18 protein-coding genes are annotated in these 15,398 nt (G+C 64.6%); 8 read left to right on the top strand and 10 right to left on the bottom strand.

All coding sequences use genetic code 11. The features are described 5' to 3' along the window. From ACFR9U_RS01085 to ACFR9U_RS01075, 3 genes are all read left to right on the top strand, one after another. On the top strand, window positions 1–612 hold a 612-nt coding region (locus tag ACFR9U_RS01085; protein ID WP_379813605.1), incomplete at its 5' end, for an SDR family NAD(P)-dependent oxidoreductase. An 86-nt stretch (window positions 613–698) separates the two neighbouring features. Next, window positions 699–1,562: a ZIP family metal transporter gene (locus ACFR9U_RS01080; RefSeq protein WP_247378046.1), complete on the top strand. Its 864-nt coding sequence runs from the start codon at window positions 699–701 to the stop codon at window positions 1,560–1,562. A 169-nt stretch (window positions 1,563–1,731) separates the two neighbouring features. Beyond that, on the top strand, window positions 1,732–2,007 hold the full coding sequence (locus tag ACFR9U_RS01075) for a hypothetical protein (protein WP_247378045.1): 276 nt from the start codon (window positions 1,732–1,734) through the stop codon (window positions 2,005–2,007). A gap of 32 nt (window positions 2,008–2,039) precedes the next feature. Here the strand turns inward: ACFR9U_RS01075 and ACFR9U_RS01070 are convergent, their stop codons facing one another. Continuing rightward, a complete protein-coding gene (locus ACFR9U_RS01070) occupies window positions 2,040–2,549 on the bottom strand; it encodes a YkgJ family cysteine cluster protein (protein WP_247378043.1) in 510 nt (169 codons plus the stop codon). 141 nt (window positions 2,550–2,690) lie between these two features. Here ACFR9U_RS01070 and ACFR9U_RS01065 point away from each other — a divergent pair, with 141 nt between their 5' ends. After that, a complete protein-coding gene (locus tag ACFR9U_RS01065) occupies window positions 2,691–3,149 on the top strand; it encodes a pyridoxamine 5'-phosphate oxidase family protein (RefSeq protein WP_247378040.1) in 459 nt (152 codons plus the stop codon). On the opposite strand, the gene ACFR9U_RS01060 is transcribed toward ACFR9U_RS01065, so the two are convergent. Beyond that, window positions 3,146–3,472, bottom strand: coding sequence for a transcription factor S (locus ACFR9U_RS01060; RefSeq protein ID WP_247378039.1), 327 nt, complete (start codon window positions 3,470–3,472; stop codon window positions 3,146–3,148). The genes ACFR9U_RS01065 and ACFR9U_RS01060 overlap by 4 nt on opposite strands. Before the next feature lie 47 nt (window positions 3,473–3,519). Continuing rightward, window positions 3,520–4,494, bottom strand: a complete 975-nt coding sequence (locus ACFR9U_RS01055; protein WP_247378036.1) for a sensor histidine kinase — start codon at window positions 4,492–4,494, stop codon at window positions 3,520–3,522. A 163-nt stretch (window positions 4,495–4,657) separates the two neighbouring features. Between ACFR9U_RS01055 and ACFR9U_RS01050 the strand changes: the two genes are divergently transcribed. Continuing rightward, complete coding sequence (locus ACFR9U_RS01050) at window positions 4,658–5,215, top strand: response regulator transcription factor (protein ID WP_247378086.1); 558 nt, start codon at window positions 4,658–4,660, stop codon at window positions 5,213–5,215. Here the strand turns inward: ACFR9U_RS01050 and ACFR9U_RS01045 are convergent, their stop codons facing one another. The 6 genes from ACFR9U_RS01045 to ACFR9U_RS01020 form a co-directional block, all read right to left on the bottom strand. Next, window positions 5,216–5,866: a DUF8135 domain-containing protein gene (locus ACFR9U_RS01045; protein WP_247378033.1), complete on the bottom strand. Its 651-nt coding sequence runs from the start codon at window positions 5,864–5,866 to the stop codon at window positions 5,216–5,218. Next, complete coding sequence (locus ACFR9U_RS01040) at window positions 5,863–6,855, bottom strand: hypothetical protein (RefSeq protein ID WP_247378030.1); 993 nt, start codon at window positions 6,853–6,855, stop codon at window positions 5,863–5,865. The genes ACFR9U_RS01045 and ACFR9U_RS01040 overlap by 4 nt, the downstream gene beginning before the upstream one ends. Window positions 6,856–6,977: 122 nt before the next feature. Continuing rightward, window positions 6,978–7,814 (bottom strand): RAD55 family ATPase, encoded by an 837-nt coding sequence (locus ACFR9U_RS01035; RefSeq protein ID WP_247378028.1) that lies wholly within the window; start codon window positions 7,812–7,814, stop codon window positions 6,978–6,980. An 85-nt stretch (window positions 7,815–7,899) separates the two neighbouring features. Beyond that, window positions 7,900–8,337, bottom strand: coding sequence for a hypothetical protein (locus ACFR9U_RS01030; RefSeq protein WP_379813600.1), 438 nt, complete (start codon window positions 8,335–8,337; stop codon window positions 7,900–7,902). A 315-nt stretch (window positions 8,338–8,652) separates the two neighbouring features. Then, entirely contained in the window at window positions 8,653–8,865 is a 213-nt protein-coding gene (locus ACFR9U_RS01025; protein ID WP_247378023.1) for a hypothetical protein, read from the bottom strand. A 209-nt stretch (window positions 8,866–9,074) separates the two neighbouring features. Further along, window positions 9,075–10,043 (bottom strand): beta-ribofuranosylaminobenzene 5'-phosphate synthase family protein, encoded by a 969-nt coding sequence (locus tag ACFR9U_RS01020; protein WP_247378021.1) that lies wholly within the window; start codon window positions 10,041–10,043, stop codon window positions 9,075–9,077. A gap of 120 nt (window positions 10,044–10,163) precedes the next feature. Between ACFR9U_RS01020 and ilvD the strand changes: the two genes are divergently transcribed. Both ilvD and ACFR9U_RS01010 read left to right on the top strand, forming a co-directional pair. After that, window positions 10,164–11,906 carry a dihydroxy-acid dehydratase gene (gene ilvD / locus ACFR9U_RS01015; RefSeq protein ID WP_247378017.1) on the top strand — a complete coding sequence of 581 codons (1,743 nt, stop codon included), beginning with the start codon at window positions 10,164–10,166 and terminating at the stop codon, window positions 11,904–11,906. A gap of 176 nt (window positions 11,907–12,082) precedes the next feature. Continuing rightward, window positions 12,083–12,769: a DUF6230 family protein gene (locus ACFR9U_RS01010; protein ID WP_379813597.1), complete on the top strand. Its 687-nt coding sequence runs from the start codon at window positions 12,083–12,085 to the stop codon at window positions 12,767–12,769. 133 nt (window positions 12,770–12,902) lie between these two features. Here ACFR9U_RS01010 and ACFR9U_RS01005 read toward each other — a convergent pair whose 3' ends face one another. Beyond that, the gene (locus ACFR9U_RS01005; RefSeq protein WP_247378011.1) at window positions 12,903–13,562 is read right to left on the bottom strand and encodes a helix-turn-helix domain-containing protein; all 660 of its coding nucleotides are present in this window, start codon (window positions 13,560–13,562) and stop codon (window positions 12,903–12,905) included. Between the two features lie 150 nt (window positions 13,563–13,712). Here ACFR9U_RS01005 and ACFR9U_RS01000 point away from each other — a divergent pair, with 150 nt between their 5' ends. After that, window positions 13,713–15,395: an NADH-quinone oxidoreductase subunit D gene (locus tag ACFR9U_RS01000; RefSeq protein ID WP_247378008.1), complete on the top strand. Its 1,683-nt coding sequence runs from the start codon at window positions 13,713–13,715 to the stop codon at window positions 15,393–15,395. Window positions 15,396–15,398 lie beyond the last annotated feature (3 nt).

Genomic DNA, 15,398 nt, shown 5'->3' with positions numbered 1-15,398 from the left:
GCCCACGTGGTCATCTGTGCGCGGGACGCCGACGCACTGGAGGCGACCGCCGAAACGATCCGCGACGCGGGCGGGTCCGTGACGGCCATGCGCGCGGACGTCCGCGACGAGTTCGACGTGGAACGGTTGATGGAGACGGCAGCGCGCGAGGGCGGGTCGATCGACGTCGTCGTCGCGAACGCCGGCGTGTATCACGGGTCGCCGGGCGAGACGCCGCTCACCAGCGAATCCTACGCCGCATTCGACGATCACATCCGAACCAACGCGCGGGGCGTGTTCACGACGGTCCGCGAATCGCTCCCACACCTGGCCGACGACGCCCGAATTGTCGTGCCCTCTGGCGCGATCGCACGCGACGCGAAACCCGGCTACGGGACCTACGCCGTCTCGAAGGCCACCGTCGAAGCGCTCGCTCGCGGGTTCGCCGCCGAACTGGACCAGTCGGTTGCGATCGTCGACCCCGGGCAGGTCGCCACCGACCTCGCGGGGTCCCAGGGGCGCGATCCCGAAGACGTCGCACCGATGTTCACCTGGGCAGCGACGACGGCAGCACCCGACGACGTCGACGGTCAGGTGGTCGATCTGAAAACCTGGAAACGGGCGACGAACTGACCGAACCCCCGTTCTCGCCGGACTGGCCCCGTCTCTGACTCCTCGACCGATGCTTTTATTATTACAAACGGGCGTTTTTAACGCAGATGTCTAATAACATGAGCACGAAAATTATTAACTCTCCTGGCTCTCCGTCACTACTCGGAATGGCAGGGGTCGTGGCGTTGACCCTGCTGTCCGGTGTGGCGGTGATTGCTGGGATCTGGAAGATGCTCGTGATCTCGTGGGTGGCCTTCGCGGCGATGGCGGGGGCGATCCCGTTCGGTATCAGGGCCGCCCGCGAGGCGAATCCGACCGGACTGGTCTGGGGCTACGGGCTTGCCAGCGGGGCAATGATAACGAGCGCGGCGGTGTTTCTGCTCCCGCAGGCGATCGGCCTCGATCCGCGAATCGGCGGGTTCGGCGTCGCTGCGGGCATCCTCGTCGGCTTCGGCTCGCACGTCCTCGGACACCGACTCGCACACGTCAACGCTGCGTTCGACAACACTGCCGTCCAGCTCTCTGCGCACGCGCTCTCGGCCGGCGTCATCATCGGGCTCATCTACGGCTCGATGCCGGAACTCGGCCTCCTGCTGGGCCTCGCGATCGTCTCCCACAAGGGCCCTGCCGGCTACGCTGCCGCGCGTCGACTGGCCAGCGCCGGTCGCTCTCCGTCTGTCATTCTGCTGCCCGCTGCCGGCATCGGACTCGCTGGCATCCCCTCGGCGCTCGTCCAGCTTCCGACCAGCCCCGCGATCAACGCCGCGATCTTCGGGTTCGCCGCCGGTATCTTCCTCCACGTCGCGATGGACTTCCTCCCGCGGTGTGAGGTCGGCGGCGAAGTCGGGGAAGTCGCGCGCCTCTCGGACAAGGCCCACCACCAACTCGACCGACTTCGCCTCCACGCCGTCCTGAGTACGTCGCTTGGCGTCGTCGTCGTCTTTCTCACCTGGCTCGCGATCGGTGCCTGAGACTGGCCGTCACCGGTTCGTTTCTGTGCGATCGGTCACTGTGCTCTGCTCCTTCCTGACGATCGACCATCCCTGGCCGCAATATAAGGATAATATATCTATAGTGGACTAATTAGTGCACAATTGGGACAAGATTTATGCCGTAGTCTGACGTTCGTTTAGCCAAGCGATGACAGAATGTGACAACTGTGGGTGTGCGGTCACGCACGTCTGGCGGCACCGCGCGTTCGGAAGCGAAACGCACCGTACCATCGAGTGGGTCTGTGCGGCGTGTCATCCGGACCTTCCCGACCGGTTCACCGACGACGCAGACGTGGGCGGCGAGCCTGTCGCGATCACGGACGGCGGCAAATCCATGTTCGAGTGTCCTACTTGTACGGGGCCAACGGTCAACGGTCAGGGCCTGTTCAGCTGCGTCGATTGCGGCTGGTCCGGACCGTACTGACTACTCACCAGCAGGTCGAACGCCCCCGCTTTTCAGAGCTCCCGACGCGTTTCCGGATCGTCCAGTTCCCAGAGGACGGCCGGGAGAAACGCGTCGAGATTGTCGACGACGCGGCGCTCGGAGACGTCAAGCCCCTCGCAGTGTTCGTGGGCGGACTCGCGCACGTCGACGTGGATCTCGTCGTCCTCGACGGTGACGGTCAGGGGAAACACCGAGCAGCGGGCGGGCTTCCAGTCGTGGTCGGCGTGCAGCGAACAGAGTCCGTCCTCGCGGAGGAAGAAACAGGCGTCGCCGTTCTCGTCGACGTGATCGTCGCGGTCCTTCCGTTCCTGGCGGACGAAGTCCTCGCCGCGGAACGAGGTCGTCGCCTCGGCGAGGTTGGCGCAGTCCGCCAGGGCGAGGAAGTCCGGTTCGTAGAGGAGGACGCCGTGGTGACAGCACCACGTACACTCCTCGACGCACTCGAAGGTCAGCTCGGGATCGAACTCGACCACGGCCTCCTTGCCGGGGTGGACCTCGACGCGACGGGCGTCGGACGACACAGCCGGCCGTTACGCACGCGGCGACAAAAGCCCGCGGTTCGGCGGCGACGGCCCTGCTACCCGCGTTCGACAGTTGCGTGGATCGACCGGCAGCCGTCCCCGTGGCGTAGTTTCAAGGCCGTCGGCCGACAACTATCGTCTATGACGATGGATACCACCGGGCAGTGGATGGGGACGCCCATGGACGCCGACGACATCGACGACCTGCTCGTCGGGAAAGGGTGGGGCATCCTCTCGCTGGCCAGCGACGACGAGCCCTACAGCCTCCCGGTGTCGTTCGGCTACGACGGCGAGGACGTCTCCTTCGTCTTCCTCGAAGACAGCCCCCACGGCCGCAAGTTCGAGTTCATCGACGACGGCAAGACGGCGCGGCTGCTCGTGAACGACATCAGGGGCCGGTTCGACTGGCAGAGCATCGCGATCACGGGGCCCGTCCGGCGGGTCGAACACGACACCGCTGACTGGGACCGGCTCGTGGACGCGCTCGACGACAACGGCTGGTTCTCCAGCGACTTCGAGCGCGCCGACTCCATCGACGACATGCACGGCTGGCGGCTCGAACTCGACGAAGTCCGCGGCCTCGAAGTCAAAGAGCGTTAGTTGTACTCGCGCCAGCGGTAGCCACACTCCTGGCACTTGAAAAACCGCGTCGGCGGTTCGTCGGCCGACCCGGTCTGTTTGATCGTGTACCAGGCCTTGCCGTGGCCGCACTTCTCGCAGGTGACGTCGTTGGCGGTCGGTTTCCCCTCGAAGTTCGCCCCTTCCTCGGTTTCGATGAGTTCGTCGCCGCTTTGCTCTTCGGTGGTGACGAACTGATCGGCTTTCTCCTCGTCTTTGGCCACGCGAGCGCCGCAGGACGAACAGACCATCTCGTCCCCGTCGGCGGCGTGCATCATCGACCCGCACTCGTCACAGAATTGCATAGTGGATACCCCAGACTACGGTCCCGAATCCCATTTGCCTCTTTCGGCTAGAATGGCTGGAGCGACTCGACCTCGGTGACCTCGAAGCGTGCGCCGCCGTCGTCGCCGTCGGTCACCGTGACCGTCCACCCGTGGGCGTCGGCGATCCGCTCGACGATGGCCAGCCCGAGCCCGGTGCCGTCCGTGGAACTGGTCACGCCCGGCTCGAAGACGTCCGCGCGCTCGTCGGCCGGGATGCCCGGTCCGTCGTCTTCGAGGTACCAGCCGGTACGGTCGCCGTCGATGGTGCCGACGGTGATCGACGGGCCGCCGTGTTCGAGTGCGTTGCGCAGGAGGTTCTCGACGAGTTGCTGGAGGCGGTCCGGGTCGGCCTGCAGCGTGGCGGTCTCGTCGGCGAGGGCCAGCGAGGCGTCGGTCGCGTCCACGGTGGCCCAGGCGTCTTCGGCGACGGTCGCGAGGGTGACGCGTTCGGTGTCGTCGAGGACCTTCCCCTGGCGGGCGAGCGCGAGCACGTCGTCGATGAGCGTCCGCATTCGATCGAGCGCGTCCGCGACGCGGCGGAAGTGCTCGGGGTCGTCCTCTTCACGCGCGGCGGCCAGGTAGGTCTCGGCGACGTCGATCGGGTTGCGGAGGTCGTGGGAGACGACGCTCGCGAACGTTTCCAACTGCTCGTTGCGCGCTTCGAGTTCGCGCTCTCTGGCGACGCGCTCGCTCTCGTCGGTGTAGACGAGGTAGCCGCCGTCCTCGGCGGGAATGTGCTGAAGGCGGAACGGGCGCGCGTCGCCGTCCACGGGACAGGTGACGCGGCGGTCCAGCGAGTCACCGCTTTCGATGGCGTCGGCGACGTCCGAGACGGTCACTCCCGACTCGAGCGTCTCCTGGAGTGACACACTGTCCCCCGCAGTCACGTCGAAGGTCGTCTCGAAGGCGGCGTTGATCCGCCTGATGACGATGCCGTCTGCCGAGCGCCCGTAGTGGATGACTGGGTCCGGGTGGACCGCCAGGAAGTCCGACTGCGCCATTACTCGACTCCTCTCGTCGTTGTCAAGCCCAGCTAATAAGTGTACGTACGAACCCGAGCTGTGAGTCCCAGAGGGCGGTCCGACGACGCGAAATTTCGCAAAGGTATTTCAGTGCGTATCGCGGAACACACGCACGAACGTGTCCGGGAAGTTCACGCAGACGGTGCTCGTCGTCGACGACGAAGAAGACGTGGCCGAGGCGTACGCGCTGAAACTGCGCGACGAGTACGAGACGGAAATCGCCTACGGCGGTGAGCAAGCGCTCGAGAAGGCGGGCGACCACGTCGCTGCCGTCCTGCTCGACCGCCGGATGCCCGACATCCACGGGGACGACGTCCTCGTGGAGTTCCGGGACCGCGGCTACGACTTCCCCGTCATCATGGTGACGGCGGTGGACCCGGACCTCAACATTCTGGAGATGGATTTCGACGACTACCTCTGCAAACCCGTCGACAAGGACACGCTGCTCTCGACGCTCGACCAGCACGTCGACACGCCTGGGTCGGACCCGCGACTCGACGAGTTCTTCCAACTGCTGTCGAAGCTGTCGGTTCTCGAAGCCGAGCGGACGCCCAGCGAACTCGAAGACGACGAGGAGTTCAACCGGCTCAAGCGTGAGGCCGTCGAACTGAGCAACGAGCTCCGGGAGTCGATGGACGACTTCGAGGAAGTGGTCGAAACCTACCGCTCGCTGGAACGGGGCTCCGGGCGCTCCCTGTAGTCAGTCCGAGCCGATCTCGCCGACGCTCTCTTCGAGCGCTCGCTGCTCGGCGACGACCGGACAGTTCACGAGCCGCACCTGCTCCATGTCGAGGAACTCCACGATCGCGGCTCCCTCGTAGGAACACGAAGCTGCGGGCGGCTCGGAAAAGTACTCACAGCGCTCGCAGAACCTGTGTTTCGAGACCTCGTAGAAGACCTTCTCGTCGAACTCCGGCATTCCTTCCGCTTCGGCGGCTGAGAGCACGTCCCAGACCGCGTCCGGGTCGATCTCGTCGACGCCGACCGACTCGAACGCGCCGAACGGATCGTCGTCCGACCCACCCTGGGTCCCGGCGCTGCTGAAAGAGTCGAACGGGTCGTCGGTCGCGTCCGCCCCGTCGCCGCTCTCGTCGGTCGCGTCCGCGTCCGAGTGCGCGTCGCTGCCGACGGGTCCCTTCGCTCCGTCGTCCGGTTCGGAGATCTGAGAGAACGGGTCGTCGGTCATGCGACCCGGCGGCGTCTGATCGTCGTCCGGCGGCACTGTCGGCTCGCCCGCGTCGCTCGTCTCCTCGGCGTCGTCGGGTCCCTCAAGGTCTTCGAAGGGATCGACGTCGTCGGGGGCGTCGAACGACTCGAACGGGTCGTCGCGCTCGTCCGAATCGTCACTCACTGGCGCTCACCGTCCGATGCGGCCTCGATCCCCTGTGCCTTGACCAGCTCCGGTTTCCCGAAGAAGCCCGTGCCCGGCGTGACGTCGGTCACCGTCGCGTTGCAGTGGGGACATTCCGGTTCGGTCAGCAGCGAAATGGCGACGCCCTGACCACAGGCCTCACAGCGGGCGCGCTCGACGTCGTGTTCGGCGGCCGTCCGTTTGAGCTGCTCGACGGACGTGTCTCGTTTGTTGTCGAACGCCGCGTTCTCACGCAGGTCCCTGACGACGTACGCCACCGTCCGCAGTTTCTCCTGCATGTCCTGGACCGTCTCGTCTACCTCGTCCAGGCGCTCCTCGTAGTCGGCCCCTTCGGCGTCGAAATCCGCGCGCAGGTCGTCGATCCCTGCGGCGATCTCCTCGGTCTCGGCGGCGAGTTCCGAAATCCGGTCGTCCAGCGCCTCGTGCTCGTGGTCGGCCGGGGCCTTCTGGTCGGTCTCCTTTTTGACCTGGATCACGCGATCGCGAACGTCCTCGATCTTCGCCACGAAGTCCGACTCGACCGACTGGAGCTCGCTCTGGAGCTGTTGGCTCGCCTGCTCGGCTGCCGTCTGGGCCAGGTCCGTCGCCCGCTCGTCGAGGGTCTCGGCGAGGTGCTCGTCAACCGCCGCGGAGACCTGCTCGTCGACGGCGGCCGCGACCTGGTCGTCGAGCGCCGCCTGCACCTGTTGTTCGACGTCGATGCGGTCGGCGACGGCGCCGGCGATGTCCGAGAGCCGCCCGGCGATGATGTCGCGGACCTCGTCTTCGAGATCGGTCGTTCGGGCGAGGAGATCGGCGTCGATCTCGGTGCCGTCGTCGAACTCTTCGGTCGCCTGGTGGGCCGCGAGCAACTGTACCAGAACCGTCTCACGGTCGGTGTCCCGGTCGGCGGCCTGCTGGTCGATCCACTCTGCGATCTCCGGCGGGAGTGAAACCGACACAGGCTCGTCTGACGGCTCGCTGGCCATCTACCGGACGTTGACTGCTACGATAGTTAAGAGTTTGCCACTCCTTATCAAATTGTAAAACAGTCTCGCCTGGAAGTAAGGCGGTCCTACCGGTCGGTTTGGGGGATCGCTGACGGGACGTGTCAACGAATCTTTCGAACGTCGCTGATGTCGAACCCGGCGTCGCCGATCTCCGTCTCGAAGCGGATGATGTTCTCGTCCTGGATCCGCGAGAGGACGCCGCGGAACTTCTTGAACACGAGCGTCCGGGCGCGTTCGCTGCCGCCCTGTTCCCACTCGAAGATCATCGCCCCGTTGGCCGCGTCGATCAACTGTCCGTGTTCGACCGCCGTGACCGTCTCGTGGTTGACGTGGACGAGGATGAGACCGTTCCATGAGTGGGCGGCCTTCTGGAGTCCCTTGAGGAGGTAGACGATGTCCGACCAGTCGTGTTCGTCGCCGATGGCGCTGATGAGGTCCGACAGCGAGTCGAGGATGACGAGGTTTCCCCGTGCGTGCTCGTTGAGGTAGTCGCCGAGCGCGGCGAACAGCTCTTCGCGGTCGTGACGGCCCGCCATGTCCCGGATGTGAGTCGTCTCTTCGGCGTACCACGGTCGCGGGACGCTGCTGGTGTGGAAGTACACTTCCGCCATGTCCATGAACTCGACCTGATCGAAGCCGGATTCGACGACCTCCGCGTCCATCACGCGATTCATCTCGCGGTAGAGCTGGTCGCTGTCGGCGGTGAAGGAGATGTAGTGGATCTCGTCGGGGAGGTCGGCACTGGACGCGAGGTCGCCGTAGTAGAGGTCGTGGAGGTCCTGGTCCGTGAGCCCCAGGCCGTTCACGATGGCGCTCGTGTACATGAACTCCCGCGAGCCGGCCCCGGACTCGCCCGACAGCAAGACGACGCTCCCCGGCGGCGCGCCCCCGTCGATCAGCGTATCGAGTTGTCGGATGCCGAAGGGGATGCGGTCCATACCGCCCAATACGGACGCGGTGCCGTAGTTGTTACGGGGATTCTGACCAGTCAGACTTTCGGTACAGAGTCAGACAAGATCCATACTACGAATTGCTTCGATTACACCCGCTGTAGAGGATAACTGATGCGGACTCCTCTTCAATCTGAAGTTCGTCGAGACGTGATGAGATCTCTGCTTTCGTCTCGTATCGAGAGAAGATGGACCAAAAACGCCCACTGCCTGCTGTTGCGACTTGCGAGATGCGGACAGCATCAGGGAATACCTCTTGGACTTCTCCCATCGAAGGTGTAGCGGGGATACGAATCTGACTTCGGATATCACAGACTGGTTGACCTCTCCAAACGATAGACGACATGCTTCGCACTTCGTATCCTACTCTGTCGGCCGTTTCACTGAGCTTCCGATGGTCGTCAGTCTCGAAAAAGACCATTTGGACGTCGTCGCCGGTGAGAATCACCGGTGCAGGTGAATCGAACTGTTGCCTGATCTCCTCCGGCGAAGGGGCTTCGAGAACGAACATCAATCCTCGCCACGGCGAACTTTCACTCCCGAGCTTCGATCCTTGTGGACTCTGCTCTCGATCTCCCTCCTGAGATTCCGAGACGTTCTGTTCACCGGGGGATTCCGAGGCATTCTCTGAACATCCTGCAACGGCCACGGAAGTAGCCACGACGGAAGTCTTTCGCAACAGTTCACGACGTTGCATTCGAGAAGACACTCAAAGGAAAATGATAAAAGATTTTTCAATAAATGGCCGTCTCTCCCATCTAATATTCGACGACAGAGTCACTCTAAGCCGGAACACTCTGCGTCTGGTTCTCGGGACAAAGTTGGACTATTCTTCGATTTCTGGATTGATATGGACTTGAACTAAGTAATCGAGGAAGCCCAGAACCAAAATAATCACTACAAGAACAAGAGTAGCTAAAGCCATGTTTGTTACCGTGACTGGGATTCCCTCTAAACTGCCTACAAGTGTCCCAGCTATGGCAGCAATTGCATATCTGAAAGCCTCTGCAACCGATTTTAAGTACCTATCTAAACTCATTTTGGTCCACAATTAAGCATAGGTTGGACCTACCTCCCAATATACATGTCCGATTCTGGCACCAGAGTCGGATAAGTCAATATGTTTTGTTTATTTGTCAATAGAGGTGGTGGGGATGGTATGACCTGAGCTGATCGCGATCCATAATTTCCGGACAGACCGCTCACAAGCGCTAATATACTAAACAATAGTCACCTCGGTCCGACTCCTTACCGTTCGACGCGAACGCCGCGATTCCGCGGCGCGGTGACGAGCACGCGGCCCTCGACGCCTGCTGCCCCCAGAGCGTCCCGTGCGGCCTCTCGCGCCTCATCCACGCCGCGCTCCTGGGTCACGCCGTACACGGCCGGCCCCCACGACGACTGGCCGGCCCCGGCGATGGCGGGGCAGTCGGCCAGTCGGTCGACGATGCGGCCAGCGGGCGGCCGGTAGACGCCGCCCTGCTCGTCGGCGTACCAGGCGCCGTTGAGGCGCCCGAGTTTCGCCACGCCGGCGCCGAACGTCTCGCGGTCACCTTCCGCAGCGGCCGGGAGCACCCGTCGGAGGAGCACGCCCCCGACTTCGTCGGCGATCCCGGTGTCGGCGCGTTCGACCACCGCGCGCATGCTCTCGTCCTCGCGCTGGCCGCTCCGTCCTTCGCTGGTTTCCGGGACGACGACGACGAACCGCCAGCTCTCGGGGAGTTCGTGTCGCGCCGTCACCGGGGGAACGCTCCACTGGCCGTCGGCGGGCGGTGCGGCGGTGAACAGTTCCGTCGGGTGGCCGCCGTCGACGACGAAGCCGCCGTCCGCGAAGGCGGCGACGCCGACGCCGCTCCGTCCGCCGCGACCGAGCGCGGGAGCGTGCTCGCGGACCGCCGGGTCCACGTCGTAGGCGCCGGCGATGGCCGTCAGCGTCGCGAGGGCGAACTGCGTCCCGCTGCCCAGGCCCACGTGGCGCGGGAGCCGGTCTCGAACCTCGATCTTGGCGCCGTCGACGCCGAGGAGGTCGACGGCCGTCCAGGCGTACTCGGCGGCGAGGTCGTCGTCGCAGCGGATGCCCTCGGCCGGTTCGGCTTCGACGACGACCCGGGGCTCGTCGAGGGCGACGCCGACGCCGCCGTACAGCCGCTCGCGGGCGAGCGAGAGGTTCTGGAACCCGAAGTGGAGGCGAGCACCGGCAGCGACGCGAGCGGTCATTGTCGGTTAGTTCTCGCTCCGATGCTAATGCGTTTCGGCACCGGCACTCGCGACGGGTGCGGTCCGAACCCGACTGCGGCATCCGGGCAATTAAAGCCGCCACGGGGACTGTCCTCGATTATGAGTCAGGAATCCGAGCAGCGGACGGCGTCCGACTATCACGAGAAGCCGGACGACCTCCCGAGCAACGACGTGACCGAGGGGGCCGACAAGGCCCCGCACCGGGCGATGTTCCGCGCGATGGGGTACGACGACGAGGACCTCGTCTCCCCGATGGTCGGGATCGCCAACCCCGCGGCCGACATCACGCCCTGTAACGTCCACCTCGACGACGTGGCGGACGCTGCCTACGAAGGCACCGACGAGGCCGGCGGGATGCCCATCGAGTTCGGGACCATCACTATCTCCGACGCCATCTCGATGGGGACCGAGGGGATGAAAGCCTCGCTGATCTCCCGCGAGGTCATCGCCGACTCCGTCGAACTGGTCGCCTTCGGCGAGCGCATGGACGGACTGGTCACCATCGGCGGCTGTGACAAGAACATGCCCGGGATGATGATGGCCGCCATCCGGACGGACCTCCCCTCCGTCTTCCTCTACGGCGGTTCGATCATGCCTGGCGAACACGAGGGCCGCGAAGTCACCATCCAGAACGTCTTCGAGGGCGTCGGTGCGGTCGCCGACGGCGACATGACCGAGGACGAACTCGACGACCTCGAACGCAACGCGTGCCCCGGTGCGGGTTCGTGCGGTGGGATGTTCACCGCCAACACGATGGCCTCGATCTCCGAGGCGCTCGGGTTCGCACCGCTCGGCTCTGCGTCCCCGCCGGCCGAGGACGAATCGCGCTACGACGTCGCCCGCGAGGCCGGCGAACTCGTCGTCGACGTCGTCCAGGAACGCCGCAAGCCCTCCGATTTCCTCACGAAGGAGTCCTTCGAGAACGCCATCGCGCTCCAGGTCGCTGTCGGCGGCTCCACGAACGCCGTGTTGCATCTCCTGGCGATGGCCGCCGAAGCGGGCGTCGACCTCGACATCGAGGACTTCAACCGCATCAGCCGCACGACGCCGAAGATCGCGGACCTCCAGCCCGGCGGCGAGAAAGTGATGAACGACCTCCACGAGGTCGGCGGCGTTCCGGTCGTGCTGAACGCGCTCCACGAGGCTGACCTGCTCCACGGCGACGCGCTGACGGTCACCGGCGACACGATGGCCGAGGCACTCGAAGCGCAGGATCCGTCGGCCATCGAGGACCTGGACGCGGAGTTCCTCCACACGGTCGACGATCCGATCCACGAACGGGGCGCCATCCGCATCCTCACCGGCAACCTCGCGCCGGACGGCGCGGTCATCAAGATCACCGGTGAAGACCACCTCCACCACGAGGGGCCGGTCCGCATCTTCGAGGACGAGGAAGGTGCTATGGAGTACGTCCAGGAGGGACACGTCGAGACCGGTGACGTCATCGGCATCCGCAACGAGGGACCCCGTGGCGGACCGGGGATGCGCGAGATGCTCGGCGTCACGTCCGCCGTCGCCGGGCAGGGTCACGCCGAGGACGTGGCGCTGTTCACCGACGGCCGGTTCTCGGGCGCGACCCGCGGGTTCTCCATCGGGCACGTCGCCCCGGAGGCGTACGTCGGCGGCCCCATCGCCGCGCTCGAAGACGGCGACGTCGTCACCATCGACATCGACAATCTGGAACTCTCCGTCGACCTCTCGGACGAGGAGATCGAACAGCGGCTCGACGCGCGTGACGACCCCGAACCGTCCTACACGACCGGCGTGCTCGCGAAGTACCACCGTGACTTCGGCTCGGCCGCCAACGGAGCAGTGACCAACCCCGGCGCGAAGCGGGAGTAACGAGCACACAACCGCTCGCGAGCCGTTTCCGGCCGTGTCTGGCGGTCCGTTTTTCTTCGGCGTACTTGGTACGGCGCTCGTCGAGGCGACACTCTGTTTATAAATAACCAGTGATATAGGGGATAAGTATAAGGTGAGTAGATGAGAAACAAACCTGTGCCCTAGGGGGGAACGAAGTGTACGATAAAAGCATCCTTGCGAAAAGTACAGGCGCATCGCTGGGGGTTGTCGCCGTCGTCGGCATGCTCTTTTTGAGCACCGGAACGGCGTTCGCAACACCCATCTCAGGTATCGGGGGGTTCGTGATCGAGGCGGACACGATCACGGGGCAGGACCTCATGCTGTACCCCGGTGACGGTGACGCGGAGAACTACTCGAGCGGCGAAGGCTATCCGCAGGGCGTCGTCGAACTGAACGGCGTGACGATTGACGATCTGAAGCTCATCAAGCGCTTCAACCTCAATCAGTACAACGTCGCCGACGCCAACGCGCGGCTCGTCATCACCGCCGGTAGCGGATCCGCGAACGTGACGTCCGGACAGCTGCTCCTCAAGACGCCAGAACTGTCAGCGACCAACGCTGAGTTCAGCGGCCTCGAGATCGACGAGGAGAAGACAGCGAACACCAGGAAGGGTATCCACAACATGATCACGCTGCGCGCACCGGGGAACGCGACCGAAGCCTCGGTCACGCGCCAGGTCAACCTGACCGGCGGTTCCAACCCCGGTCTGCTGCTCGAGGGCGCGCAGATCCGCGCGACCTACCTCGCGACCAATACGATCACGCTGCCCGACCTCGGCCTCGAGGTGCAGCTCGACACCAACAACAACGGCAACTACACCGATCCGCAGGACTACACGTAACGTAGTCACCTCGCTGACCGCGAATTTTTTCGACCCGTCGATCCACCGTGCAGCTCGACTGCTCCCCTCGCTCGGCGCCGAGTACCGGACGCGAAGTGCATCCGCCGGTGGCGTTTCCGCCAGCTCTCGACGCTCACTGAGACGCCGTGACTGCCTGGACGAGTCGTGCTTCGGCTTTTCGGAGGTGGTTCGAGGCGGTGCTCGGTGCGCAGTCGAGGCTGGCAGCGACGTCCTCGACGGTTCCCTCCCGAGGCACCTCGTAGTAGCCGTGGGCGAGGGCGGCACTGACCGCCTCCTGCTGCCGGTCGGTCAGCAGTGACTGTGACGGCCGGAGGCCCTGGCCGTACTCGCCGACCTGGTCGATCTGGACGTCGATCTCGGCCGGGATGGCGTCGACGGTGGCCTGGACGTCCTCGCTACGGCCGACGATTGCGACTTTGGTCTCGCCGTCTTCCGTGTACTCGATGGGCGGAATCGCCAACACGCGCCGTTCGAGGAACGGTTCGCGGAACTGGTCGTCCACGTCACGGGTTTCGTGCTCGATGTAGACGTAGAACGAGTCGCCGTCGATTCGCGCCGTCTCGTAGTCGACGACGAACGCGGAGTCGTCGAGTGCAGCGGTGTACGGGTCCATGGCACCGACGATCCGAAAGAGGATGATGTCGAGGTCCTCGGCGCTCGTGTTCCAGTTCAACAGCTCGGCCGTGTGCATCTCGTCGTGGCCCATGAGAAACGTGTGCATCGGATTGCGCCACTCGGGCGGCTCCCGGAGCGTGAGATGCAGGTACTTCATCGTCCGACTGCTGACCGGCCATTGATAAATAGGCTAGTGACTACGAGTCAATCCGTTTGCCAGTTCACTTCGAACTCCCACTGTCATGAACGGACGCGACGCTGCAGAGTCGACGCCAACGGTGAGCGCCGTCTCGGGGGTGCGTCGCCGATGAGTCTCGAAGAGCCAGCGCCACGCGCGGGCGAACTCGGCGCGACGGAGGCGGGCGTGGACTACGACCGCCTCGCTCAGTTGCTGGGCGAGAAACTTCTCGCTCGCGAGGACCACGGCAACGCCGAGGGGTTCGTCGTCCGTCCCGACGACGTCCAGGACGTCCTCAGCACGCTCAAGCGAGACGCCGGCTTCGACCACTGCGCCTGTCTGACCGCCCAGGAGTACCGGGACCGCTACGAGTCAATCTACCACCTCCGGAAGTACGACGACCCGACCCAGGAGCTGTCGGTCGTCGTCCCCACGAGCAAAGACGACCCGGTGAGCCAGTCTGCCGCGCCGGTGTTCCCCACGGCCGACTGGCACGAGCGGGAGGCCTACGACCTGATCGGCATCGAGTACGAGGAGCACCCGGACCTCCGTCGGATTCTCCTGCCCGAGACCTGGCAGGGCCATCCCCTGTCGCTCGAGTACAACCAGACCCAGCCCCAGATCGTCACGCTCCGCGAGCACGCCAACCCGCTGGAAGAAGACCATCGCGGCGAGGGGAACCACGCGGACACGATGTTCATCAACGTCGGGCCGCATCACCCCTCGACCCACGGCGTGCTCCATCTGGAGACCGTGCTGGACGGCGAGCAGGTGGCCGACGTCGACCCCGACATCGGGTACATCCACCGCTGCGAGGAACAGCTGTGTCAGCAGAGCACCTATCGCCACCAGATCATGCCGTTTCCGGACCGCTGGGACTGGCTCTCGTCCGGGCTGATCAACGAGTGGGCGTACGCCCGCACGGCCGAGGACCTCGCGGACATCGAGGTGCCCGAGTACGCGCAGGTCATCCGGACGATGGGTGCGGAACTCTCGCGGCTGGCCAACCACTTTATCGCCATCGGCACGTACGCGCTGGACATCTTCGGGGAGTTCAACGCCGCGTTCATGTACGCGATGCGCGACCGGGAACTCGTCCAGGACGTCCTCGAAGATCTCACCGGCCAGCGGATGATGTTCAACTACCTCCGGCTCGGCGGTGTGGTCTGGGACGTCCCGGAACCCCGCGAGGAGTTCTTCGCGAACGTCCACGAGTTCCTCGATGGCCTCCCCGAGAAACTCGACGAGTACCACACGCTGCTGACCAGCAACGAGTTGTTCCAGATTCGCTGCGTCGACACCGGCGTGTTAGACCCCGAAACCGCGAAAGAGTACGGCGTGACCGGACCGGTCGCTCGTGGGTCGGGCATCGACTACGACCTGCGGCGCGACGACCCGTACGGCTACTACGACGAACTCGACTGGGAGGTCGCGACGCAGGACGCCGGCGACAACTACGCCCGGGTACTCGTCCGGCTGCAGGAGATCGAAGAGTCCGCGAAGATCGTCCGACAGTGCGTCGACCTGCTGGCGGACTGGTCCGAAGACGACCGAACGCTGCAGGCCAACGTCCCGCGGACGCTCAAACCGGAGCCCGACACGGAAATCTATCGGGCCGTGGAGGGTGCGAAGGGGGAACTCGGGATCTACATCCGCTCGGACGGGACTGACACGCCCGCCCGGTTCAAGATCCGCAGCCCGTGTTTCTCGAACCTCTCGGCGCTGGCGGAAATGGCAGCAGGCGAGTACGTCGCGGACCTGGTGGCGACTCTCGGCAGCCTCGATACGATCATGGGCGAGGTTGACCGCTGAACG

The organism is Halorientalis brevis (assembly GCF_042678165.1).
In the GTDB taxonomy this organism is placed as follows: domain Archaea; phylum Halobacteriota; class Halobacteria; order Halobacteriales; family Haloarculaceae; genus Halorientalis; species Halorientalis brevis.
The sequence above is the reverse complement of the archived record's forward strand: the minus strand, read 5'-3'. Positions and strand labels throughout refer to the sequence as shown.